General features: G+C 58.6%; 26 protein-coding genes. 16 read left to right on the forward strand and 10 right to left on the reverse strand.

Annotated features, from left to right (window positions below; genetic code table 11):
* Positions 1-7: 7 nt before the first annotated feature.
* The 4 genes from AM571_RS30105 to AM571_RS30120 form a co-directional block, all read right to left on the reverse strand.
* A complete protein-coding gene (locus AM571_RS30105) occupies positions 8-1351 on the reverse strand; it encodes a cbb3-type cytochrome c oxidase subunit I (RefSeq protein WP_074064629.1) in 1344 nt (447 codons plus the stop codon).
* Between the two features lie 22 nt (positions 1352-1373).
* The gene (locus tag AM571_RS30110) at positions 1374-1826 is read right to left on the reverse strand and encodes a c-type cytochrome (protein ID WP_074064630.1); all 453 of its coding nucleotides are present in this window, start codon (positions 1824-1826) and stop codon (positions 1374-1376) included.
* A 132-nt stretch (positions 1827-1958) separates the two neighbouring features.
* A complete protein-coding gene (locus AM571_RS30115; protein WP_074064631.1) occupies positions 1959-2243 on the reverse strand; it encodes a cytochrome C oxidase subunit IV family protein in 285 nt (94 codons plus the stop codon).
* Entirely contained in the window at positions 2240-2785 is a 546-nt protein-coding gene (locus AM571_RS30120) for a cytochrome c oxidase subunit 3 (RefSeq protein ID WP_074064632.1), read from the reverse strand. The genes AM571_RS30115 and AM571_RS30120 overlap by 4 nt, the downstream gene beginning before the upstream one ends.
* A gap of 117 nt (positions 2786-2902) precedes the next feature.
* Here AM571_RS30120 and AM571_RS37140 point away from each other — a divergent pair, with 117 nt between their 5' ends.
* Together AM571_RS37140 and AM571_RS30125 are read left to right on the forward strand one after the other, a co-directional pair.
* Positions 2903-3058, forward strand: a complete 156-nt coding sequence (locus AM571_RS37140; protein ID WP_196776390.1) for a hypothetical protein — start codon at positions 2903-2905, stop codon at positions 3056-3058.
* A 15-nt stretch (positions 3059-3073) separates the two neighbouring features.
* Positions 3074-3526, forward strand: coding sequence for a hemerythrin domain-containing protein (locus AM571_RS30125; RefSeq protein ID WP_074064633.1), 453 nt, complete (start codon positions 3074-3076; stop codon positions 3524-3526).
* Positions 3527-3567: 41 nt separating this feature from the next.
* Here the strand turns inward: AM571_RS30125 and AM571_RS30130 are convergent, their stop codons facing one another.
* The 5 genes from AM571_RS30130 to AM571_RS30150 all read right to left on the reverse strand — a co-directional run bounded on the left by AM571_RS30130 (position 3568) and on the right by AM571_RS30150 (position 9255).
* Positions 3568-5205, reverse strand: a complete 1638-nt coding sequence (locus tag AM571_RS30130; RefSeq protein ID WP_196776391.1) for a copper resistance CopC/CopD family protein — start codon at positions 5203-5205, stop codon at positions 3568-3570.
* A 25-nt stretch (positions 5206-5230) separates the two neighbouring features.
* Complete coding sequence (locus AM571_RS30135; protein WP_074065668.1) at positions 5231-5758, reverse strand: YcnI family protein; 528 nt, start codon at positions 5756-5758, stop codon at positions 5231-5233.
* Positions 5759-5847: 89 nt separating this feature from the next.
* Entirely contained in the window at positions 5848-6294 is a 447-nt protein-coding gene (locus AM571_RS30140) for a pseudoazurin (RefSeq protein ID WP_074064634.1), read from the reverse strand.
* A gap of 275 nt (positions 6295-6569) precedes the next feature.
* The gene (locus AM571_RS30145) at positions 6570-8495 is read right to left on the reverse strand and encodes a hybrid sensor histidine kinase/response regulator (RefSeq protein ID WP_074064635.1); all 1926 of its coding nucleotides are present in this window, start codon (positions 8493-8495) and stop codon (positions 6570-6572) included.
* Between the two features lie 28 nt (positions 8496-8523).
* Complete coding sequence (locus AM571_RS30150) at positions 8524-9255, reverse strand: Crp/Fnr family transcriptional regulator (RefSeq protein ID WP_074064636.1); 732 nt, start codon at positions 9253-9255, stop codon at positions 8524-8526.
* A 278-nt stretch (positions 9256-9533) separates the two neighbouring features.
* Here AM571_RS30150 and ccoN point away from each other — a divergent pair, with 278 nt between their 5' ends.
* The 9 genes from ccoN to ccoS all read left to right on the forward strand — a co-directional run bounded on the left by ccoN (position 9534) and on the right by ccoS (position 17794).
* Positions 9534-11150 (forward strand): cytochrome-c oxidase, cbb3-type subunit I, encoded by a 1617-nt coding sequence (gene ccoN / locus AM571_RS30155; protein WP_074065669.1) that lies wholly within the window; start codon positions 9534-9536, stop codon positions 11148-11150.
* A gap of 9 nt (positions 11151-11159) precedes the next feature.
* On the forward strand, positions 11160-11891 hold the full coding sequence (gene ccoO / locus AM571_RS30160; RefSeq protein WP_074064637.1) for a cytochrome-c oxidase, cbb3-type subunit II: 732 nt from the start codon (positions 11160-11162) through the stop codon (positions 11889-11891).
* Between the two features lie 10 nt (positions 11892-11901).
* Positions 11902-12054, forward strand: coding sequence for a CcoQ/FixQ family Cbb3-type cytochrome c oxidase assembly chaperone (locus tag AM571_RS30165; RefSeq protein WP_074064638.1), 153 nt, complete (start codon positions 11902-11904; stop codon positions 12052-12054).
* Position 12055: 1 nt separating this feature from the next.
* Entirely contained in the window at positions 12056-12919 is an 864-nt protein-coding gene (gene ccoP / locus AM571_RS30170; RefSeq protein WP_074064639.1) for a cytochrome-c oxidase, cbb3-type subunit III, read from the forward strand.
* A 10-nt stretch (positions 12920-12929) separates the two neighbouring features.
* Positions 12930-13118 carry a hypothetical protein gene (locus tag AM571_RS30175; RefSeq protein WP_074064640.1) on the forward strand — a complete coding sequence of 63 codons (189 nt, stop codon included), beginning with the start codon at positions 12930-12932 and terminating at the stop codon, positions 13116-13118.
* Between the two features lie 164 nt (positions 13119-13282).
* Positions 13283-14860 carry a cytochrome c oxidase accessory protein CcoG gene (ccoG, locus tag AM571_RS30180; RefSeq protein WP_074065670.1) on the forward strand — a complete coding sequence of 526 codons (1578 nt, stop codon included), beginning with the start codon at positions 13283-13285 and terminating at the stop codon, positions 14858-14860.
* On the forward strand, positions 14857-15354 hold the full coding sequence (locus tag AM571_RS30185) for a FixH family protein (protein ID WP_074064641.1): 498 nt from the start codon (positions 14857-14859) through the stop codon (positions 15352-15354). Before ccoG ends, AM571_RS30185 begins: the two co-directional genes overlap by 4 nt.
* Complete coding sequence (locus AM571_RS30190; RefSeq protein WP_074064642.1) at positions 15351-17642, forward strand: cation-translocating P-type ATPase; 2292 nt, start codon at positions 15351-15353, stop codon at positions 17640-17642. Before AM571_RS30185 ends, AM571_RS30190 begins: the two co-directional genes overlap by 4 nt.
* Positions 17639-17794: a cbb3-type cytochrome oxidase assembly protein CcoS gene (ccoS, locus tag AM571_RS30195; RefSeq protein ID WP_074064643.1), complete on the forward strand. Its 156-nt coding sequence runs from the start codon at positions 17639-17641 to the stop codon at positions 17792-17794. Before AM571_RS30190 ends, ccoS begins: the two co-directional genes overlap by 4 nt.
* Positions 17795-17839: 45 nt before the next feature.
* Here the strand turns inward: ccoS and AM571_RS30200 are convergent, their stop codons facing one another.
* Entirely contained in the window at positions 17840-18502 is a 663-nt protein-coding gene (locus AM571_RS30200) for a Crp/Fnr family transcriptional regulator (protein ID WP_074064644.1), read from the reverse strand.
* A 241-nt stretch (positions 18503-18743) separates the two neighbouring features.
* On the opposite strand from AM571_RS30200, the gene AM571_RS30205 reads away from it, so the two are divergent.
* The 5 genes from AM571_RS30205 (at position 18744) to AM571_RS30230 (ending at position 22224) form a co-directional block, all read left to right on the forward strand.
* Complete coding sequence (locus AM571_RS30205; RefSeq protein ID WP_074065671.1) at positions 18744-19472, forward strand: response regulator; 729 nt, start codon at positions 18744-18746, stop codon at positions 19470-19472.
* 72 nt (positions 19473-19544) lie between these two features.
* Positions 19545-19724 (forward strand): hypothetical protein, encoded by a 180-nt coding sequence (locus AM571_RS30210; RefSeq protein WP_074064645.1) that lies wholly within the window; start codon positions 19545-19547, stop codon positions 19722-19724.
* A complete protein-coding gene (gene ccmE, locus AM571_RS30215; protein ID WP_074060630.1) occupies positions 19721-20173 on the forward strand; it encodes a cytochrome c maturation protein CcmE in 453 nt (150 codons plus the stop codon). Before AM571_RS30210 ends, ccmE begins: the two co-directional genes overlap by 4 nt.
* Positions 20174-20391: 218 nt before the next feature.
* Positions 20392-21606: a 5-aminolevulinate synthase gene (hemA, locus tag AM571_RS30220; protein WP_074062737.1), complete on the forward strand. Its 1215-nt coding sequence runs from the start codon at positions 20392-20394 to the stop codon at positions 21604-21606.
* Positions 21607-21960: 354 nt separating this feature from the next.
* Entirely contained in the window at positions 21961-22224 is a 264-nt protein-coding gene (locus tag AM571_RS30230) for a hypothetical protein (RefSeq protein WP_074065672.1), read from the forward strand.
* Positions 22225-22620: the final 396 nt, after the last annotated feature.

Here is a 22620-nt window from a genome sequence, read left to right on the forward strand (position 1 = left end):
AGCCCGCTTATTCGGCGGGCTGTGCTGCGACATTTGCGGCGGCGCGCTGTCGCCCGGGCACGAAGAGCGCCCAGAGGAACATCAGCGCGCTGATGAGAACGAAGATGCCGGATCCGAGGCGTACCCAGTAAAACAGCGCAAGCTGGTCCTGGACGTCCATGTAGGGGTCGCCGAGCACGCGTTGCAGATGGACCTGAATGACGCCGGCGAAGGTCAAGGCGAAGGTCATGACGGACATCGCTCCGCACATGATCCAGAAGCTTGCAATCGACAGGTACTGATTATAGGGCGCACGGCCGCGAATCTGAGGAATGGCATAGGCCATCGCCGCCAGGTTGAGCATGACATAGGCGCCGAAGAAGGCAAGGTGCCCATGGGCTGCGGTCACTTGCGTGCCATGCGTGTAGTAGTTGACCGAAGAGAGGGTATGCAGGAAGCCCCAGACGCCTGCGCCGAAGAAGGCCATGACCGAGCAGCCGATCGACCAAAGGAGCGCGGCCTTGTTCTCGTGCTTGCGGCCGGCTTTCCACGTCATGACGAAGGTGAAGACGACCATCGTGAAGAACGGCGCGACCTCAAGCGTCGAAAACAGCGAGCCGATCCATTGCCAGTAGCCGGGAGCGCCGATCCAGTAATAGTGATGACCAGTCCCGAGAATGCCGGAGAACAGCGCAAGTCCGATGATGACATAGAGCCACTTTTCCACCACTTCGCGGTCGATGCCATTCAGCTTGATCATCAAGAATGCGAGCACGGAGGCCATGATCAATTCCCACACACCCTCGACCCACAGGTGGACGACGTACCACCAGTACATCTTGTCGAGCGCCAGGTTCGCCGGATTGTAGAAGGCAAACAGGAAGAAGATCGCAACGCCCCACAAACCGAACAGCAAGATGTTGGTGACCGTCGTCTTTCGGCCCTTGAGCACCGTCATCGTGATGTTGAACAGGAACATGAGCGCGACGATGACGATTCCGACCTTGATCACGAAAGGCTGTTCGAGAAACTCGCGCCCCTCATGGATATGGAAAAGATATCCTGCAACGGCGACCGCCGCTGCGATCAGAAAGATCCAGAACTGCGCGATCGCGATCTTGCGGCTATAGAGCTCGGTCTCGGCTTCTTCGGGCAGCAGGAAATAGGTTGTTCCCATGAAGCCCATCAGCAGCCAGACAATCAGCGCATTCGTGTGGACCATGCGCACGATGTTGAAGGGCAATATTTCCGAGACGGTGTTGGGCAGGACATAGATTGTGCCGGCCAGGACGCCGAACAGCAGCTGTGCGATGAAAAGGCCAAGCGCTCCGTAGAAGTAGAGCATGGCGACGCTTTGTGTCTTGTACTTCATATGTATGGTCCTTTGTCGCCGATCATCCGGCCTGGTTCGGCGGCCAGTTTTGGGTCTTGATGCGGCTCACCCACTCGAGGAAATCTGCAAGGTCGTTGACTTCCTGTTCGCTGAGGTTGAATTGCGGCATCTGGCGGCGCCCTTCTATCCCCGAGGGCTGCGACGCCATCCAGGCGCCAAGGGTCTCGCGCGCACTGGCAGGATCGGTATCGCCGCCCCACCGCTTCCAGACATTCGAGAGCTCAGGCGCGAAATAGGCGCCCTCGCCGTGGAGTGTGTGACAGTTGATGCAGGAATTTTTTTCCCAGACATGTTTTCCACGAGCGACACCTGCGGTCAGGGTGGATTCGTCGGTCGACGTCGTGCGGATATAATAGTGGCTGTGGGCCGTCAGACCGACAAAGATCGCGAAGAAGAAAATAGACCCGCCGTAAAAGACGTTCCGGGCCCCGGTTTTTGTTAGGCGTTCTGCCATCGATCATCCTTTCATCGTCGAGGAGCGCAAATGCCGCAACTCGGCCGTCGAGCCATCTGGCTCGTGAGCGTCAGCATCTAAAGGATCGATCGAAATCGTCTTTGCTATCGCGCAAACAAAATCCAAAGCGCGCTAGCTGGCGCCGGTGACAGCAAGGGCAACCAGCCTGAGACAGGCCATCGTCAGCACAAGCGCCGCCCAGGCAACGACGGAGGGAACAAGCGGACTTTCCCGCCCTCGCAAATGCACGAATTCCGTTAGAACGAGCCGCACCTTCACAAGCGCCACCGGTGCGGCGGCTATGATGAGGACACCCAGCCCAGCCACTGCATGGGCGAAGTAAGCGATTGCAGATGTCAGCGCAGTCAGGGCGATCAGATACACAAGCGCACGATCGGTGAGCTTCTCCGATGTCATATCGCGTAAACCACCGGAAACATAACCAGCCAGACGATGTCGATAACATGCCAGAGCGTCGTGATGATCGCGACGTTTTCGCGCCTCGGCCGCCAGGCGACGACGATGAGGACCAGCGACCCGAAAATCACGTGAACGAGATGAAATCCGGTCGTCAGAAAATAGAGCTGGCTGAAAGTCTCGAGCCGCTCACCACTCAGGAGCGGCAGCTCGCCCAGATATTCGGTGATCTTGACGGTAGTGAATGCAAAACCGCCAGCCGCAGCACCTAGCAACGCCGTTCGCTGCTTCGGCGCGCCGGCCGGATAACAAGCAGCCTTTGCGGCGCACCAGCCGCTTGAAATCAAGATGATGGTGTTGAACAGCGGATAAGATAGAGCGAGATGACCGCGTCCCTCAGAGAAGGCGGCCGGCTGCAGGTAGCCGGCGACCAGGAACGCGCCAAGGAGAGCGCCGAAGGCGGCAAGTTCGCTCCATCCAAGCACCCAGGCCAGGAGCATGTCATTGTCCTCAAAGGCAGGGTGCGCACGAGTGTCTTGCATTTGTGTCCATTTCTCTGGTCTCAGCCGATTTATTGCCTCAGCGGCAAGACCTCTTTGATCCAGCGCAAAGAGTTTTGCTGCCTTCCTCGCTAGGTCACTGGTTGTTTGGAGGCGCAAATGACAGACGCACAGATCGGTCTAACAGTGGCCACGCCGGTCATCATTCTTTTTGCGATGACGCTAAACCGCATGGGCGTCTTGCAACGCGGCGCGACGATTGCGGCAGTGCTTGCCGCCGTTGTCATCGCTGCCAGCCTGTTTTTACAGAGATGATGGAGAGACGCAGTCATGAACATGATGGCGAGAACCGGTGATTTTGCCGAACTCGAGGAGAACTATCGCGAGCTATTGTCATGGTGCGCCGTTCTGGAGGCCGTTGCAGACTTTCTCCCATGCCGCATCGATCAGCAGGTCTGCGAACAAATCTGCTCGCGCCTTGTTCCTGTTTTGGAGACAACGCAGGCGCTGGAAGAAAGATTGGTGTTTCCGCGCATGGAAAGCTGCCTCTTTTATGAAAATGCCGCCGTTGCGATTGCAAGGCGCCGCGACGATCATCACCGGGATCGCATCGCCGCCGAAGAGGTCGTCCTCACGCTTGGCGAGTTGAAGACGGGCGGCTCAAGGATGTCGTGGGATGCAATCGGCTACATGCTGCGGTCGTTCTTTTGCTGCATGCGGCGTCATATCATCGCCGAGCAGGAGGTGCTGCGAATGCTCAAGAACGCGAAACTCGCCCGGTAGGGATGGCTGGCTCATCCCCTGCAGGAAGAACGAGGATGTCGTCAAAGCCCAAGTTCGGGAACGGTGACGAACCCATCCAAATGAACTGATTTGAAATCCGATATCAGGATATCGACTGTCACCGCCCATCGTCCGCTGCGCACGAAAGGAATGCCGTTAACCATCCAGCCACGGCCGGCTGCCGGAGTGGCCCTGAACTTCAACGGCTCTATTCCCTGTTCAAGGTTTGATAGCTGCAGACCCAGCTCCTTTACGGTCATTTCACGTCGGCTTTGGTCTACGACCGAAATTGATGCCGAGCCGGTGCCGGCCGACCGAATAGTGATCTCGAGCTGTGCCATTGCGCTCGAAGAATGCAAGTGCGTACGCAATCTCATTGGTTGACTTTCCAATGCAGCACGCGGCGGTTCGGCAAAACGCCATCCGGCGACAGCCGCGAAGATCGCCACAACAAGGACCACCTCAGCAGCGACAGAGCGGCGCAAAGCAAGACGCGCGCGCTCGTCGCCCCGGATGGCTGGCGCCGTGAGCCAAAACCGATTGACGCAGGCCAGGGCAAGCAACGTCATGACGAACAGCAGCTTGATCGTCAAAATCAGACCGTAGGTTGATGGCCACAGGGACGACAGTTCCGGAACCTGCAGGCTGACGGCGACAACGCCAGATACAATAAGAGCGGCAAGCGGGAGCGGGATAAGGCGCGAAAAGACGCGTAGGACGCCTACTTCCTTGCGATGCGCCCCCAGGCAGCGTCTTAGCAAAACGGGCAGGCTGCCGACCCAGAACATCGACGAACCGCTGTGGATGAAGATAGCTGCACGCGCCAGCCATCTCGGCTCGGCGCTGCCTGCATGGCCGGTCGATGAAAAAGCGGCGGCCGCGGCAAGCAGTGCGGTCAATCCGATCCAGCCGCCGCCGTCTCCATGCCGGCGCATCGACTTCAACCAGGCGAGCAAAAACGCTGCGGCGCCAGAGGCTATCGAGATGCCGTAACCGCCATTGAGGGCGAGAATGAACGAAGCAAGCTGGGGACTTGCCGAAACGGGCAGACCAAGTTCGTCAAGGCCCTGCAGATAGGCGGAGCCCGCAAGAAGTGTCAGGCCAAGCGGCGCCCAGCTGCGGCTGAGCCAAGATGCAGGTGCTGTGTTCTTCAGGCAAGCTTCGAAAAAAGCGCCTCCGACTGCGAAGGAGAAGCAGAGGTAAAGCACCCAACGCGTCGCCCAAATCCACCAGTGAAGGGCGGCAGGGTTCGAACCCGTCACAGCTCCGGGTGAGGCACTCGGTGCGCCGATCGAGAAGGCAATGGTGCCGACGACCGGGTGGCCGTCTTCGGAGACGACGCGCAAACTGACGAGGTAGGTCCCGTGCGCCTCAAGGTCGGGATTGGAAACGACAAGTCTTGAGCCGTCTGCCGTCGCCTGGAGTGGTCGAGTGCTTCGGTCCGGCGCAACCAAGGTCAGCGCGAGAGGTGCAACCGCTTCATTGAATTCCAAAATAATAATAGGTGGCGGCGCTGCGAGCACCGCCCCTTGCGCGGGTTTCGACCGGATGAGGGAGGCATGTGCAAGCGCTGCGGCAGGCTCAAGCAGCGTTGTCAGGATAGCCAGAGCCGCAAGCCAAGAAAAAGTGACAAAAGGGACGGAGGAAAGCGCCGCGATCCGCTTTCGCAACTCAGCCATGACGTGCTCCCCCGCTCGCGCATTCCTATGAGCGGGGCTGAGCGACGATCTCGAAGAACGGAGCCGGCGTCTCGTAATCTTGCGAAGTCTTGCCGGCGTCCGGGATGTCAATCCATCGCTTGACGGCATCATCGGTGCACTCCTGGACAACCGGAAAGTAAACCTTGGTGCCGGCAGCGATGTCGCTGGCAACGACACCGTGGAATATGAACTCGTCAAACTCATCATCGGCAAGATTGCCACCGGACCAGACGAGTTCGGTAACGCCTTCGGCTACCGGCTTGCCATAAAGATCGTAGGCTTTTGCATACTTGCCCTTGGCTTTTTCGATCGTCCAGCCCGGTTTCGGCATCGGCTTAATCGAGAGAACGCCCTCGGGAATCTGCACGCGGATCTTGGTGGTCGACTTGCCGTCGCAACCGTGCCCGACACGCAAGATCGCCTTATAGGCCTTGCCGGCAGACGCTTGCACCTTTTCCAGCGTCACATGGGCGCTGGCGGAAGCTGCGCTTGCAGTGCAAAGACCAAGTGTGATGAGGCTCGTTTTCAGCATTGCGTTCTCCTTGCCTTGATTGCTGCTGAACCGCCCGCCTGCCGCAGGGCCGTCAGAGCCCAGCTGCAGGCATTTCGGCGACAAACGCATTATTGGGTGATTTTGGCGATGTCCGCATCAAGGCGCTTGCGCACCATGTTTGGAAGTTTTGCGGTCTTGATGGCCTCCAGATTTGCCGGCGCATCACCGACCTGGACCAGTGCGACCATTCCCATGGCAACGTGCGGCGTGCACTTGATGACATAGGCGCCAGGCGCATCAAACTTGATCTGAACCTGCTCGTTCGGTTTCGACTTGAATTGGGTAGCACCCTCGGGAATCAAACCCTTGAAGGCCTCGACATTGTGCGACTTGTCAGTCGGGACGAAGGTGATTGTGTCGCCAGGAGCGATTTTGGTGAAACTCGGCTCAAACACCATGGCGCCGGCGGCGCCCTTGTTGAGCATCTGCACCTGATGGTCGGCTGCCATCAGCGGCATGGTGGTAGCAGCAAGCACGGCCGTCGCGGCAACAAGACCCGCAGTAATCGAATGCATTTCATATCTCCTAGTTGAACGATGGCCGAACTGGCCGTCGCTGCTTTGATAGGCGTCTTGATCGGGTGCTTCTTTGACGTTGGTCAAACAGGAGCCATCAACATCGCAAGTCCGAGAGTGTGATCGCGGACGAACACTGAGCGGAATGGTGCTTGAAAAGACTTCGCGGCAGAGTCGATCCTCCGACTCTGCCTTCGTAGCCGTCGAGCGCTGACGGCCCTCACACACTGCTGCGAGCGCTTCATCAATCAGCACACTATGGAGCCCAAGGGTGATCAGTCGAGCAGCTCACGAACCCGCATGGCTAGGTCCTTTGCGGTATAGGGCTTGCGCAGCCAGCTGCCCGGCGTCGCAAATTCGCGGCCGCCGAGACCCGGCTCGGCGTAGCCCGACGTAAAGAGGATCTTCAGGTCGGAGCGTACAACACGCGCCTTCTTGGCAAGCTCGTTGCCTGTCATGCCACCGGGCATGACAATATCGGTGAACAGAAGGGCAATCGTGGGATCTTCGGCCAGGATCTCGAGCGCGGTCTGGGCGTTGCTTGCCTCGATGACCTTGTAGCCCATTGACGACAGGCGCGCGACCGCAACGCGGCGCACGCGCACATCGTCCTCGACGACCAGTACCGTCTCGGCTCCGCCTGGCAGCGCATCGCGCGGGTCGGGCCTCGTGTCGGAGGTCTCGACTTTGGCCGCAGCTGCCTGTACCCAGGGAAGATAGATGCGGATTGTCGTGCCGCGTCCGACCTCGCTATAGAGCTGCAAATGACCGCCTGACTGTTTCACGAAACCATAGACCATGCTGAGGCCGAGGCCGGTGCCGGAACCAACGTCCTTGGTGGTGAAGAACGGCTCAAAGGCGTGTTCCTTGACTTCGTCCGACATGCCGACACCGGTATCGGTGACGGAAATGAGAACGAAATTTCCAGTGCGCACCTGCGGATACATCTTTGCATAGTCCGCATCGAGATAGACGCGCTTGATCTCTGTTGTCAGGCTTCCGCCGCGCGGCATTGCGTCGCGGGCATTCAACGCGATGTTCAAAAGGGCGTTCTGCAGCTGGGAACTGTCGACCAGCACGTTGTGGTTCGAGCCGACGATAACCGTCTTCAGGTCGATATTCTCGCCGAGCGTCCGCCGCAACAGATCTGAGAAGCTCGATACCAGCAATCCGAGATCCGCAAGCGTCGGATTGAGAGGCTGTCGGCGCCCGAATGCCAAGAGTTGCTCCGTCAGCTTCGCGCCATCGCCGGCCGCGTCCTGCGCCTCCCGCAGCAGCAGGCTGAGCGGCCCTTCCGGAAGCTTCGCCTCGATCATTTCGAGATTGCCGCTGATCACCGTCAGAAGATTGTTGAAGTCATGGGCAATCCCACCCGTCAACTGCCCGACGGCTTCCATCTTTTGCGCCTGCCGGAGATCCTCTTCGATCTTGTACCGGCCCGTCAGATCGCGGACGAAGCCGGTAAATATCCGCTCGCCGTTTGCCGTCGTCTCACCGACATGTAGCTCCATCGGGAACTTTGAACCGTCGGCCCGTTGACCCGTCACCACCCGGCCGTAGCCAATGATGCGGCGCTCGCCCGTCCTGATGTAACGCGCGATATAATCATCATGCGCATCACGATCGGGATTCGGCATCAGATTACTGATATTCCGGCCGCAGATGTCGTCTGCTTTAACGCCGAACAGCTTTTCTGCAGCGGTGCTGAAAGAGATGACAATTCCTCGCTCATCGATGACGATCATCGCTTCGGGAACCGTTGCGAGGATGGACCGGAGGTGAGCCTCGCGCGCGTTGACCTCGCTTTCGGCCCGCTTCAGATCGCTGATATCGTTGTCGGTCTGGATGATGACCGCTTCGCCGTCGGAAGGTTTCACCGCCATGCAGCGCGACGTCACATACACATCATGGCCGTCCTTGTGGCGATGGATGATTTCGCCCTGCCAGTATCCTTGCTGTCGCAGCTGCTCACTAACATCTTCGCGCGGTTCGCAAAACTGCGCATCAAGCAGCTCTTCAAGGGCTTTGCCGACAGCCTCGTCACGCGTCCAGCCGTACAGGTTTTCGCAGCCGGCCGACCAGTCGGTAACGATGCCGTCAACGCCATACACGATGATGTTATTGGCGCCGCCCATAATGCGAACGATGGCCTCGAGTTCTTGCTTTGATACTGTGCGCGGCGAAGTGAAGCGATGCGACATAGTGGTCAACTCGATTGTCCCGAGCCCGTTAGTGAATACTGCTGCTATGGCAATTTTCCAATGAGAAATCATCGCCATTGCCGGACAATTGGATGAGACGCTTGAGGCTCAGGATCTTCATGTCGTGGCGTCCGACCGGGACGAGAACGTTCCGGCTGGCAAGCTTGCTGATAGTGCGCGACACTGTCTCGATGGTGAGACCAAGATAGTCGGCAATATCGAGCCTGTTCATGGGCAGCATCACGAGGTCGCCTGCCGCGTTGGTCATATCACGGGAGATGAGCTGCAGCAGGAAACTGCACAAGCGCTCTTCTGCATTCTTCTTCGACAACAGCACCATCTGATCGTGCGCAGCGGCCATTTCCTGGCACAGCAGCGAGATGAAATCGGGACGCAGACAGGCAGAGCGGGAGATTTCATCATGGAAATTCTTCCGTGCGATGCGGCGGATTTTGCAATCGGTGACGGCTTCGGCCGTATAGAGGTAGCGCTCCTGGAGCGACGTGCCGACAAGATCGCCCGGATACAGAAATGCCGTGATGACGCGCCGACCGTCGCCGATGATGCGGTAGAGGCGCATCACGCCTTCGACGAGTTCAAAAAGATGGTTTGCCCCGTCTCCTTCCCAGAAAAGGGCCTTACCGGCTTGGACCACTTCCTGCGGAATAGAGTGAAAAAGCGATTTCAGAGACAGCTGTCCCGAATTGTCATTCACCGAACCTTGAATGGCTTCGAACGCAATATTTTTTTGCATCAACATATTTGAACCCTCTGTCCCGTTTGATGAGGGCAGTAGAAACGGTTCGCGTTACACCGGAATGCTGGCGGCGTGCGTATCGGTGCGAATGTGTAACAGTTTGTAACAGCACGCCGGTTTGCTTCAGACTTTGAAGAATAATCCAGCGTGCGCCTGCGCCGAACACTGCCGTCGTTGACATAGATCAAGGATCGGACCCGGCGCTCGTGTCAGCTCTGCCCGGACAAGATCGGAAAGAAGATTGCGCGTCTGCGTGATCATCTGTGCTTGGGGACAACGACATGAACTATACGACGGAAACCGTGGTCATCGCCATATGCGCGTTCTTCGCGCTGCTGGGCGCCGCTTTTGCGCATGACCAACTCTTTGCAGCACATATGTGGGTGCTGTTCTTCGTGCTGATGGGAAGCACACTTGTTCTCCTTCGCCGCGTCAATTTCGTACCGGCCGGTCAGCGGCGCAAGCCGGATTCGTCTGAGTATTTCGATGACGTTGTTCGATATGGTGTCATCGCTACCGTGTTTTGGGGCGTGGTCGGCTTTCTCGTCGGCGTCGTGGTCGCACTTCAGCTCGCCTATCCCGACCTGAACATCGCCCCATATTTCAACTTCGGGCGCCTGCGGCCGGTCCACACATCCGCCGTCATTTTTGCTTTCGGCGGCAACGCGCTGATCGCCACCTCCTTCTACGTCGTCCAGAGGACCTGTCGGGCCCGCCTCTTCGGCGGCAACCTCGGCTGGTTCGTATTTTGGGGCTATCAGCTCTTCATCGTTATGGCCGCGACAGGATATCTCCTGGGAATCACCGAGGGGCGCGAATATGCAGAGCCTGAATGGTATGTCGACATCTGGCTGACGATCGTCTGGGTGGCATATCTTCTTGCATTCCTCGGAACGCTATTGAAGCGCAAGGAACCACACATCTATGTCGCGAACTGGTTCTACCTGGGCTTCATCGTCACGGTGGCGATGCTGCACGTCGTCAACAACCTGTCGGTTCCGGTTTCCTTGCTCGGATCGAAGAGCTACTCGGCATTCTCTGGCGTCCAGGATGCGCTGACCCAGTGGTGGTACGGCCATAACGCGGTTGGCTTCTTTCTGACCGCCGGCTTCCTGGGCATGATGTATTATTTCGTGCCGAAGCAGGCCAACCGGCCGGTCTATTCTTACCGCCTGTCGATCATCCACTTCTGGGCCCTGATCTTCATGTATATCTGGGCCGGACCGCATCACCTGCACTACACAGCTCTGCCGGATTGGGCACAGACCCTCGGCATGGTTTTTTCCGTCATGCTCTGGATGCCCTCCTGGGGCGGGATGATCAACGGTCTGATGACACTATCGGGTGCCTGGGACAAGATCCGCACCGACCCGATCATCCGCATGATGATCATGGCGATCGCCTTTTATGGGATGTCGACATTCGAAGGCCCGATGATGTCGGTCAAGGCGGTCAATTCGCTCAGCCACTATACGGAATGGACAATCGGTCATGTCCATTCGGGCGCACTCGGCTGGGTCGGCATGATCTCCTTCGGCGCTATCTACTACCTGACGCCAAGACTGTGGGGGAGGGAGCGTCTTTACAGTCTTCGCATGGTCAACTGGCATTTCTGGCTCGCAACGCTCGGCATCGTCGTCTATGCCGCCGTGCTTTGGGTTGCCGGTATCCAGCAGGGCCTGATGTGGCGCGAATATAATAGCCAGGGCTTCCTCGTCTATTCCTTCGCCGAGACCGTCGCTGCCATGTTCCCATACTACCTGCTTAGAGCCTTGGGCGGAATTCTCTATCTCGCCGGCGGTCTGATCATGGCCATCAATGTCTACATGACCATTCGTGGTTACCAACGCAATGAGGCGCCGATGCCAGGTACCCTCGTCGCCCAGCCTGCCGAGTGAGGAACGACCATGTCGATACTTGAGAAACACAAAATCATAGAAAAGAACGCGACGCTCCTGCTTGTGGGATCGCTCCTGGTCGTCAGCGTTGGCGGTATCGTCGAAATCGCACCGCTGTTCTACCTGCAGAACACGATTGAAAAGGTGGAAGGGATGCGCCCCTATACGCCACTGGAACTGGCCGGCCGCAATATCTACGTGCGTGAGGGCTGCTACGTCTGCCACAGCCAGATGATCCGGCCATTCCGCGACGAAGTGGAACGCTATGGACATTATTCGCTCGCAGCCGAATCGATGTACGATCATCCGTTCCAGTGGGGCTCAAAGCGCACGGGACCGGATCTTGCGCGTGTCGGTGGGCGCTACTCGGACGAATGGCAGGTCCAGCACCTCGCCGATCCCCGCGCTGTCGTGCCAGAATCGATCATGCCGAGCTACGCCTTCCTCAAAACAAACGAGGTCACAGTCAAGGATGTCGGCATGGACCTCAAGGCAAATGGGCTTGTCGGTGTGCCTTACACGCAAGACATGATCGCCAATGCTGAGGCGGATATGAAAATGCAGGCGGATCCGAACTCCGACACCACGGCACTGCTCGAACGCTATCCGAAGGCCAGGACGGGCGACTTCGACGGGGATCCTTCGAAGCTGTCGGAGATGGACGCTCTGGTGGCCTACCTGCAGATGCTCGGCACTTTGGTCGATTATTCGACCTATGACGACGCAACCGGATATCGCTGAGGAATACGCCATGGAAACCTACACAGCAATGCGCCACTTCGCGGACAGTTGGGGCCTCCTTGCCATGACGCTGTTCTTCATCGGCGTTGTCCTTTTTACGCTCCGGCCGGGCAGCCGGGAACACGCCAATGAAGCCGCAAGCATACCTTTGAAGGATGACTGATATGTCGGACAAACATGTTGACGAGCTCAGCGGCGTCGAAACCACCGGCCATGAATGGGACGGTATCCGCGAGCTAAACAATCCCATGCCGCGTTGGTGGGTCTGGACGTTCTATGCAACGATCCTGTGGGCGGTGGGATATGCCATCGCTTATCCTTCCATTCCGCTGCTGACCAAGGCAACGGACGGACTGCTCGGCTTTTCGAGCCGCGCCGAGCTCACACAGGAGGTGGAGACAGCAAGGTCGACCCAAACCGTCTATCTCGAACAGATCGCCGCAAAGACGGTCGACGAAATCGACGCGGATGCCAATCTGCGGCAATTTGCCATCTCTGGCGGCGCCTCCGCGTTCAAAGTCAATTGCGCACCGTGCCACGGCAGTGGCGCAGCCGGTGGTCCGGGGTTCCCGAACCTGAACGACGACGACTGGCTGTGGGGTGGCGATCTTCAATCAATCCAAAAGACCATTGCGCATGGCGTTCGTTTCGACGGTGACGGCGATACCCACGCCTCTGAGATGCCGGCGTTTGCTGACGCTCTCGATGCAACGCAAACCCGCAATGTCGCGGCCTATGTCTGGAGCCTGACGAAAACGCCCTCCGATACAAAGATGGCAAGCGCCGGCAAACAGGCTTTCCTCGACAACTGCGCGGCCTGTCACGGGCAAGACGGCAAGGGCAACGTCGACATGGGTGCGCCCAATCTGGCTGATGCCATCTGGCTGAAGGGGGAGGGCGAAGAGGCGATCGTTCGGCAGATCAACGCGCCAAAACATGGCATGATGCCGGCCTGGTCCGCCCGCCTTGGCGAGACGACCGTGAAGGAACTCACCGTCTTCGTGCATTCGCTCGGCGGCGGAAAATAGGAAGGCCGACATGTCAACGCGCGATACCAATCCGCTGATCTCGCTGTATGGAACACCGCGTTCAGTCGTCCACACGCGAGTTTCCGTGCGGGCCAAGATGCCCGTTACCGCAGAAGAAGAAGAGCAAGAGACCGAAAAACTTGGCCAGGCGATGATCAGTTTGACTTGCCTCAAGGATCATTCGACCACAAGCCGCTGAGTAAGTGGGCGTCCCACGCGGGGCTCTATCTCTGCAATTCCTCCTGGCCACGCCCTCGGCGTGGCTTTTTTTCATTTGGCATACATCCCGCTTCTTGACCTACGTCAAGGAAGGCAGCGTTGCGGAATGCGACAACGGCGCATCAATTTGGATGGTTAGTGATCATGAACCTCTACACCGCCCCCAATCCGAGCGACACCAAGACGGTGGAACATCTCCAGGTGGAGCCGGTCAACGCAGCACGGAATCGTCAGGCCCTTTATGCCGCGCGCAAGAAAGTCTTCCCGAAAAGGGCGCAGGGGCGTTTCCGTCGCTTCAAATGGATCGTGATGCTGATTACGCTGGGGATTTATTATCTCTCACCATGGCTGCGGTGGGACCGGGGTCCTTACGCGCCCGACCAGGCTATTCTGGTCGACTTGTCGTCGCGCCGCTTCTTCTTTTTCTTCATCGAGATATGGCCGCAGGAGTTCTTCTATGTGGCCGGCTTGCTTGTCATGGCGGGGTTTGGTTTGTTTCTGGTGACCTCCGCCGTCGGGCGAGCATGGTGCGGCTATGCTTGTCCCCAGACGGTTTGGGTCGATCTGTTTCTCGTTATTGAGCGCGCCATCGAGGGCGACCGCAACGCCAGGATCAAACTCGACAACGCGCCGTGGAGCGTGACCAAGCTGCTGAAGCGCGTCACCAAGCACTCGATCTGGCTTGTCATCGGTGCAGGAACCGGTGGCGCGTGGATATTCTATTTTGCTGACGCACCAACACTGGCGCTGAATTTCCTGGCGGGCCAGGCGCCGGCTGTTGCCTATGCGACCGTCGCAACGCTTACCGCGACCACCTATGTGCTCGGCGGCCTGATGCGTGAGCAAGTCTGCACCTACATGTGTCCGTGGCCGCGAATACAGGGCGCCATGATCGACGAAAATTCCCTCGTCGTCACCTACAACGACTGGCGCGGCGAACCGCGCTCCCGCCATGCCAAGAAGGCAGCCCTCTCGGGCCAGGCCGTTGGCGACTGCGTCGATTGCAATGCCTGCGTGGCCGTCTGTCCGATGGGGATCGATATTCGCGACGGACAGCAAATGGAGTGCATCACCTGCGCGCTTTGCATCGATGCCTGCGATGACATCATGGACAAGCTGAACAAGCCGCGCGGCCTCATCGCTTATGCAACGCTGAGCGAATACGCCGCCAACATGGCCCTTGCCACAGACAACGGAAAGACAGGCGTGCAGCCTCAGCGGGTTCGCGATGGCGACGGAAACTTCTTCGCCGCAATCCGCCATTTCAATTGGCGGGTGATCTTCAGGCCGCGCGTGGTCTTTTATGCAGCCGTCTGGGCAGCAGTTGGCATCGGTATGCTCGTTCATCTCGCACTGCGAGAGCGGCTTGACCTCAACGTCGTGCACGACCGGAACCCTCAGTTCGTTCTCGAATCTGACGGCTCGATCCGCAACGGCTATACCCTGCGCATTCTCAACATGCTGCCGCAGCCCCGTAAGATTGCGTTGCATCTCGAAGGGATGGACGGCGCGACGATGAGGATCCCGGAACTGTCGGAAGAGGAAAGCCGGCAGTTCATGATTGAGACTAAGCCTGACGCGGCAATGGCGCTCAAGGTCTTCGTCACAAACAGGAATTCCTCCAGTGCCGTCAACGAGTTTCTCTTCGTGGCCGACGACCCGGCCGGCACGGATCGCTCGGTCTACAAAGCCGCCTTCAATGCGCCAGGAGCCAGAAAATGAGCGACTACCCGATCACCAACGGCAAAGGCTTTACCGGCCGCCACATGCTTTTCATCATGCTTGTCTTCTTCGGCATCATCATTTCCGTCAACATGACGATGGCTTGGTACGCCTCGTCGAGCTGGAGCGGCCTTGTGGTGGAAAATACCTATGTCGCGAGCCAGGAATTCAACAAGAAGGCGCAGGCAATGCAAGCAATGGCCAAGAGCGGCGTTTCCGGCGAATTCGCGCTTCAAGACGGGCTGATTGTCTACAGGTTGCGCAATCGCGACGGTTCGCCAGCCGCCGCTGACGCGGTCACGGCGCATTTCAAGCGGCCGGTCGGCGACCACGAGGATTTCGTCATTCGATTGTCGAAGAACCGTGACGGGCATTTCGAAACGCGCCACCGCGTCCTGTCGGGCGATTGGATCGTTGAGATCGTTTCGAAGAACGAGGGCACGACCGTGATGCACGAGGCCATCAGGATCAATAGGGCGGGGTTCGTCCAATGACATGCTGCACCATGGATGTGGAAGGCGTGCTGTCGCTCAGCAGCAACGTGATCAGCTCCGAGGAAGCCCTGCTTGCCAGCCAGCCTCTGGGCTCAGGTCTCAGGCAATCGGATTTCAGCGTTCCAGGCGTCCACTGCGGTGCCTGCATCTCGACCATCGAAAAAGCGCTGATAAAGTTGCCATATGTCAAGAGCGCGCGGGTGAACCTGACGGCAAAGCGCGTGAGCTGCGTATGGTACGAGGAGATGAACGGCAGCCCGGTCAGTCCAGCCGGCATTCTGTCTGAAATTGCGGCCTGCGGATATCAAGCGCATTTGTTCACGGCCGACTTGAGCGACGATGATCGGATTCGCAGTCAACTGCTGCTGGCAGTCGGCGTCTCGGGCTTTGCAGCAGCAAACATCATGCTGCTTTCCGTATCGATCTGGTCTGGGGCGGAGGCTGCAACGCGCGACATGTTCCATTGGATATCGGCAATGATTGCGGCGCCCACGCTGATCTATGCCGGACGTTTCTTCTACCAATCCGCATGGAACGCCTTGAAGCACGGCCGCACCAACATGGATGTGCCGATATCGCTTGCCGTGACGCTTTCTTATTCAATGTCGCTTTGGGAAACGATCCATCATGGAGAACACGCCTGGTTCGATGCATCCGTATCCCTGCTGTTCTTTCTGTTGATTGGCCGCACACTCGATCACGTCATGCGTGACAAGGCACGCGCGGCGATCACCGGCCTGGCGCGACTTGCCCCGCGAGGCGCGCTGCTGATCAACCCGGATGGTTCCAGGCGTTATGTTCCGTTGGACGAAATCAATGTCGGAGACCTGATTGCCGTGCCGGCCGGCGAACGTATTCCGGTGGATGCCACCGTCGTTGTTGGCCAGAGTGAGGTCGACCTGTCTATCGTCACGGGGGAGAGCATTCCGTTGGCGGTGTCAACGGGAAGCGAACTGAAGTCCGGTGCGATGAACCTGACGGGATCACTGACGATCAAGGCAGCGGCGGCTGCAAGAAACTCACTGCTGGCCGAGATTATCGGGTTGATGGAAGCCGCAGAAGGCGGGCGCGCCCGCTACCGGCGCATTGCCGATCGCGCCGCAAGCTACTACTCGCCGGCCGTTCATCTCCTGGCACTGATGTCGTTTCTCGGCTGGGGCCTGATCGGCGGCGACTGGAAGCAAGCGATGCTGGTGGCCGTGGCCGTCTTGATCATCACCTGCCCTTGCGCCCTGGGCCTGGCGGTTCCCGTTGTTCAGGTCGTGGCTGCCGGAACCCTGTTCCGGCGAGGCATCATGGTCAAGGACGGCTCGGCCATGGAACGACTGGCCGAGATCGATATGATTGCATTCGACAAGACCGGAACCTTGACGATGGGTCGGCCGCGTCTCGCTTCCCTCACCCAAGCTGGGCCTCGCGAACTGGCTATTGCCGCCGGCCTGGCGGCTCATTCCCGGCATCCGTTGTCACAGGCGCTTTTGCGCGACGCGCCATCAAGGGCCTTGGCATTTGACGGGGTCGAGGAGATCCCAGGCGCTGGACTGCAAGCCAAAAGCGGAAAGGAAATCTACCGTCTGGGCAATGCGACCTTCGCTTGCCCCGGAAATCCGCTTGGCCAACACCTAAGCGACGCCTTCTCCGAGGTCGTCCTATCGAAGGGCGGGATCGAGCTTGCACGCTTTTACTTCGAGGATACGCTGCGGCCAGACGCCGATCTCGCCATCAAAAGCCTTGCGGGCCAAGGTTTTGCCACCATTGTCATGTCAGGCGACCGGGAGTGCGTCGTCGAGGCGACAGCCAAAACGCTCGAGGTCGATCACTGGCTTGCCGGATTGACACCCCGGGGAAAGATGGAGGAATGCCAACGTCTGGGCAAGCTCGGCCATCGCGTCCTGATGGTGGGTGACGGCATCAATGACGCACCGGCGCTCTCGGTCGCTCATGTGTCGATGGCACCGGCAACAGCGGCAGATGTCGGCAGGCAGGCTGCAGACCTGGTCTTCATGCATGATAGTCTTGGGGCCGTGCCTGAGGCGATTTCCGTGTCGCGCCAGGCGGCCCGATTCATCCGGCAGAACTTCGCGCTGGCGATCGGCTACAACATCATCGCCGTACCGATCGCGATCGCGGGCTATGCGACGCCGCTGGTCGCGGCCGTGGCGATGTCGACATCGTCGCTCATCGTAGTTGCAAATGCCCTGCGTTTGAACGACAAGGCGAAAGTCCCCGGCAGGCGCCATCCGATCTGCAATTCGAAGCTTTCGACGGTGGAGGTCGTTTCACCATGAACATGCTGATTTACCTCATTCCGATCGCGCTTTTCATGGGGGGATTGGGCCTTTTTGGCTTTTTGTGGTCTCTGAAGAACGGCCAGTATGACGATCTCGAGGGCGCGTCGTGGCGCATTCTCGATGACGAGGATGAAAGGCCCCGGCCTTAAGGGCTTGACGGTCGCCAGGAGCGGCGGATCATTGCCGCTGTCCTGCTACATTTGCCGCAAAGCCGCAATATCATCAATCCGCACCGTTCTGCCTCTGACAGTGACGCCCGCTTCCTTGAGCGCACCGAATGCACGCGAAAGCGCTTCAGGTGCAAGGCCGAGCTTACCGGCGAGCAGACTTTTTTGGTAGGGGAGGCGAAAGGTTTGGCTTGGGTTGCCTGCCGAACATTGGCTTAAAAGATAGTTGGCAACCCGCTGCGAGGAAGTTCGCAGACGGTCGCTGGCGACGCATTCCATCGTCGCAAGCAGATGGTCGGCCATCAGTCGCATGATATTCCTGTCAAGAGCTCGGTCCTCTTCCGCCAGTCGTCTTACGCCGTCAATAGCAAAGCGTGCTAGCACAACGTTATCTGCCGCCTGAACATTGTAGGCATAGATGCCACCGCCGCCGATCAGACACTCGGCAAAGGTATCGCGCGGTTCACAGATCCTGATATCTGCAGCGCGGCCGATCTCGTTCGTCTTGAACAAGCGAACATAGCCACGCACAACGCAAAAGAACGCATCGGCTCTTTGACCTTCCCGGATGATGAAAACGCGAGGCTCGAACCTGATGATGTCAGCCAGCTTGAGCAGCCTGTTGGCAGTGTCGCTGCCTAGCCCGGCAAAAAGCTTTGAACGCGCTAATACGGATGTCTCAACGGACATTTTCCTACCCTCGTTGAATCCCAAACCCCATTTAGCCTCCGCAAGCGAATTCCTGTTTGATTTCGATCAAGGACCCAGGCGAGAAAAGAGCGCCAAAGCTCGCGGCCCGGGCGAACCGCTTCGCCATTCTTTTGGGGAAGCATCACCGGCGACGTTCCCATTTCCCGAAAAATTCGATAATTGAGAAAGCAACATGCGGTGCGCGGGCACGTTTCTCAAAGAAGCCCGGGGAATGATGGAAATGACGGGCAAGCAGTCCGAGCATATATTGGTCGTCGATGATGACGCACGGATCCGGCAAATGCTGATCCGTTATTTCGAAGACGAAGGGTACCGCGTGACTGCCGTCGCCGACGGGACTGCCATGCACGCTGAGCTCGCAAAGACGGACTTTACCGCGATTTTCCTCGATCTGATTTTACCTGGCGGGCAAAACGGGCTTCAATTGGTGCGGGAAGTCCGCGCGAATTCGGACGTGCCGATTTTGATGCTGACCGGCCGCGATGATGTGACTGACAAAGTCGTGGGTCTCGAAGTCGGAGCCGATGACTACATCGCAAAGCCATTCCACCTTCGCGAGGTTCTTGCGCGGCTGAGAACCGTCTTGCGTCGCCGCCAGCCTCCCGATCGACACGCCGGGCAGCAGGCTGCGGACGAAGGTGTCCTGGAATTCGATGGTTGGCAACTTCATATCCACCGGCGCAAGCTGACCGATCCTTGCGGACAAGACACCCCATTGACAACGGGCGAATTCGATATGCTGCTCGTCTTTGCGCGCAACCCCGGGCGCGTGCTGACGCGCGAAACGCTCATGGACCTGACACGCAGCCGCAATCTCGAAGCGTTTGATCGAACGATCGACGCGCAGATTGCCAGGCTGCGCAGAAAAATCGAACAGGATCCCAAGAACCCGACAATCATCCAATCCGTTCGCGGCGTCGGCTATGTCTTTACGGGTGGCAGCCGATAATCCTCAAAACAACGCCGGTTAATTGATTCCCGTCAATGTTGGCGGGAGCTGAAGCACGTATGTCCTTTGAAAATGAAACATTTCGAAGAACCCGATGCAGATGTTCCTTTGATTGCTTTTGCAGGACTGACAGCTGCCGTTGCAGCTGTGCTGCTTGCGCCGCTCGATAGACGGCGCGCCTCGATCGACCGGCACGTTGCCTGCGAGCAGATGGTCTACCGCGACCATGCGGCGGAAGGAGGCACGCAATGACGCGCAAGCAGAAGCGCCTGGCGGTGATTGGCGGCGGCATGGGCTTCATCCTCGCCGCGGTGCTGCTCGTCATGTTCGCCTTCAGCCAGTCGGTCGCTTATTTCTACATGCCGGCCGACCTTGCCAAAACACCGGTGGCGCCGCAGACGCGCATCCGCCTCGGCGGGCTGGTCGGCGAGGGCAGCGTCGTGCGCGGCGCAGGCTCGACGGTGGAATTTGCCGTCACCGATGGCAGCGGCGACGCGGTGAAGGTCAAATATACCGGCATCCTTCCCGACCTGTTCCGCGAGGGGCAGGGGGTTGTGACGGAAGGCACGTTTGCGGCCGGCAGCCGGGAGTTCATCGCCGACACGGTGCTTGCCAAGCACGACGAGAAATACATGCCGAAGGACGTTGCCGACCGGCTGAAGGCGCAGGGTCTGTGGCAGGAAGGCGAGGATACGCAATGATCATCGAGATCGGCCACTACGCACTTGTCCTGGCGCTGGCGGCAGCGATCGGTCACTGACTTTACCGTCAGGAACGTCTGGGGGAACTCGCATTCGCTGGTGCCGCTGCTGCGCCTTCAGCGGAAAATGGTGCCCACTTGGCGGTCCGTTCTTGATTTATGTCAAGACCATCCGGTTCGGCAAGCGTTAGGTCTTGGTGGTGGTCATGGAGCACATGGATGGATTTCGAAGGATTTTTTAGGAGCGAGCTGGACGGGCTTCACAAGGAAGGCCGCTATCGGGTTTTCGCCGATCTCGAGCGTCATCGCGGCAGCTTTCCGCGCGCCACGCGCCATACGGCAGACGGTCAGAAGGACGTCACCGTCTGGTGTTCCAACGACTATCTCGGCATGGGCCAGAACCCGAAGGTGGTCGAGGCGATGAAGAAGGCCATCGACCACTGTGGCGCGGGTGCGGGAGGCACCCGGAATATCTCTGGCACCAATCACCACCACGTGCTGCTCGAGCGCGAGCTTGCCGATCTGCACGGCAAGGAAGCCGCGCTGATCTTCACCTCCGGCTATGTCTCCAACTGGGCATCGCTCGGCACGCTCGGCGCCAGGATCCCCGGGCTGATCATCTTTTCCGACGCGCTGAACCATGCCTCGATGATCGAAGGCATTCGCCACGCAAAATGCAGCAAGGTGATCTGGAAGCACAATGACGTGGCCGATCTCCAAGCCAAGCTCGCGGCCGCCGATCCGAAGGCGCCGAAGCTGATCGCCTTCGAGAGCGTCTATTCGATGGATGGCGATATCGCACCGATCAGGGAGATCTGCGATCTCGCCGACAAGTATGGCGCGATGACCTATCTCGACGAGGTGCATGCCGTCGGCATGTATGGTCCGCGCGGCGGCGGCATTGCCGAGCGCGAGGGGCTGATGGACCGGCTGACCGTCATCGAAGGCACGCTCGGCAAGGCCTTCGGCGTCATGGGCGGCTATATCGCCGCCTCGAGCGCGCTTTGCGATTTCATCCGCTCGTTTGCCTCCGGCTTCATCTTCACGACGGCGCTGCCGCCAGCACTTGCTGCCGGGGCGGTGGCCTCGATCCAGCACCTGAAGGTCAGCCAGTTCGAGCGCGCCCGCCATCAGGACCGGGTGCGCAAGCTGAGATTACTGCTCGACCAGCGCGGCATCCCGCATATGCCGAACCCGAGCCACATCGTGCCGGTCGTGGTCGGCGATGCGGCAAAGTGCAAGTGGATCTCGGATCTGCTGCTCGACAATTTCGGCGTCTATGTCCAGCCGATCAATTATCCAACGGTGCCGAAGAAGACCGAACGGCTGCGCATCACCCCGACGCCGCTGCATTCCGATGCCGACATCGAACAACTGGTCGCAGCACTCCATTCCCTCTGGTCACGGTGCGCGCTCGCAAGGCAGGTCGCATAAGGGCGCCACGTCCAGATAGGATGACTTTCGAACCGGGACGATGCCGAAAGCAGCTAGCCGGCGGAATGTCGCCGTGCGGCCATCCAGATATTCGCCTTGCAACCATGAAACAATTGCTCGGCCCCGGACACTTCCTGTCATGGCAGCTTCCTGCGAAAGCGCGGAAACGCGAATGTCCTCTATGTTTTCAAAGCGGCAGGAACCATGTTGTGACTGCCCGATGCTTGCAAAGGAAGGTGCTGTGTCGTCACGCTCGATCGGTTGGCCAAGGTGCCAAAGGGCTGCGAGAAGTTCCGGGAACAATCCATGCCGGTGGCGGTTAGTTCAACATTCTTAAACGCGACGGAGGTTTTCATGAGCGCTTCGAACACGACGACGAATCATGACGTGATCCGCAAGTGGGTGGAGGCCCGCAAAGGCCATCCGGCACGGGTAAAGGATAAGAAGCCGGGGGGTATTCTACGCATTGATTTTGGAGAACCCGAAGAAGCGTTGGAGGAAATTTCCTGGGACGAGTTCTTCCGTATCTTCGATCAAAACAAGCTCGCTTTCCTTTATCAGGAAAAGACAGAGTCTGGTCAGACAAGCCGGTTTAGTAAGTTCGTGGCCCGTCACTGATCATAACGCCCAGCGGGAACTTCCTCATGGGCAGAAAGGAATGCTGTGACTTCGGCCAAGCACCTCAAGCAACCAAAGGCGACGGATCTTCGGCCTCATTGATGATCCCGGGATTGGTCGCCCGAGGCATTGAGGAACCCTGGGGCGTGCTCCAGGCAGAACATGGTCGAGGGGGATATTGCCAATGAACACCACACCGCCAAGGGGATCGACCCAGGCATAGGGTTGATCAAAGAAGTAAGCGAGCCGACGGAGGCGGTCTGCTTGTCCGGACATCGGCACGCATTTACGCCGTCGCCGAACCTAAAGCCGGCGCCGCCAGGAGGTGACCGAGAGCTGCGATAAAGGCGGGGGCGCTTTGCTCACATGGGATGCTATGGTCCCGTCTGTCGTCCG

Source organism: Rhizobium etli 8C-3 (genome assembly GCF_001908375.1).
GTDB lineage: Bacteria > Pseudomonadota > Alphaproteobacteria > Rhizobiales > Rhizobiaceae > Rhizobium > Rhizobium etli_B.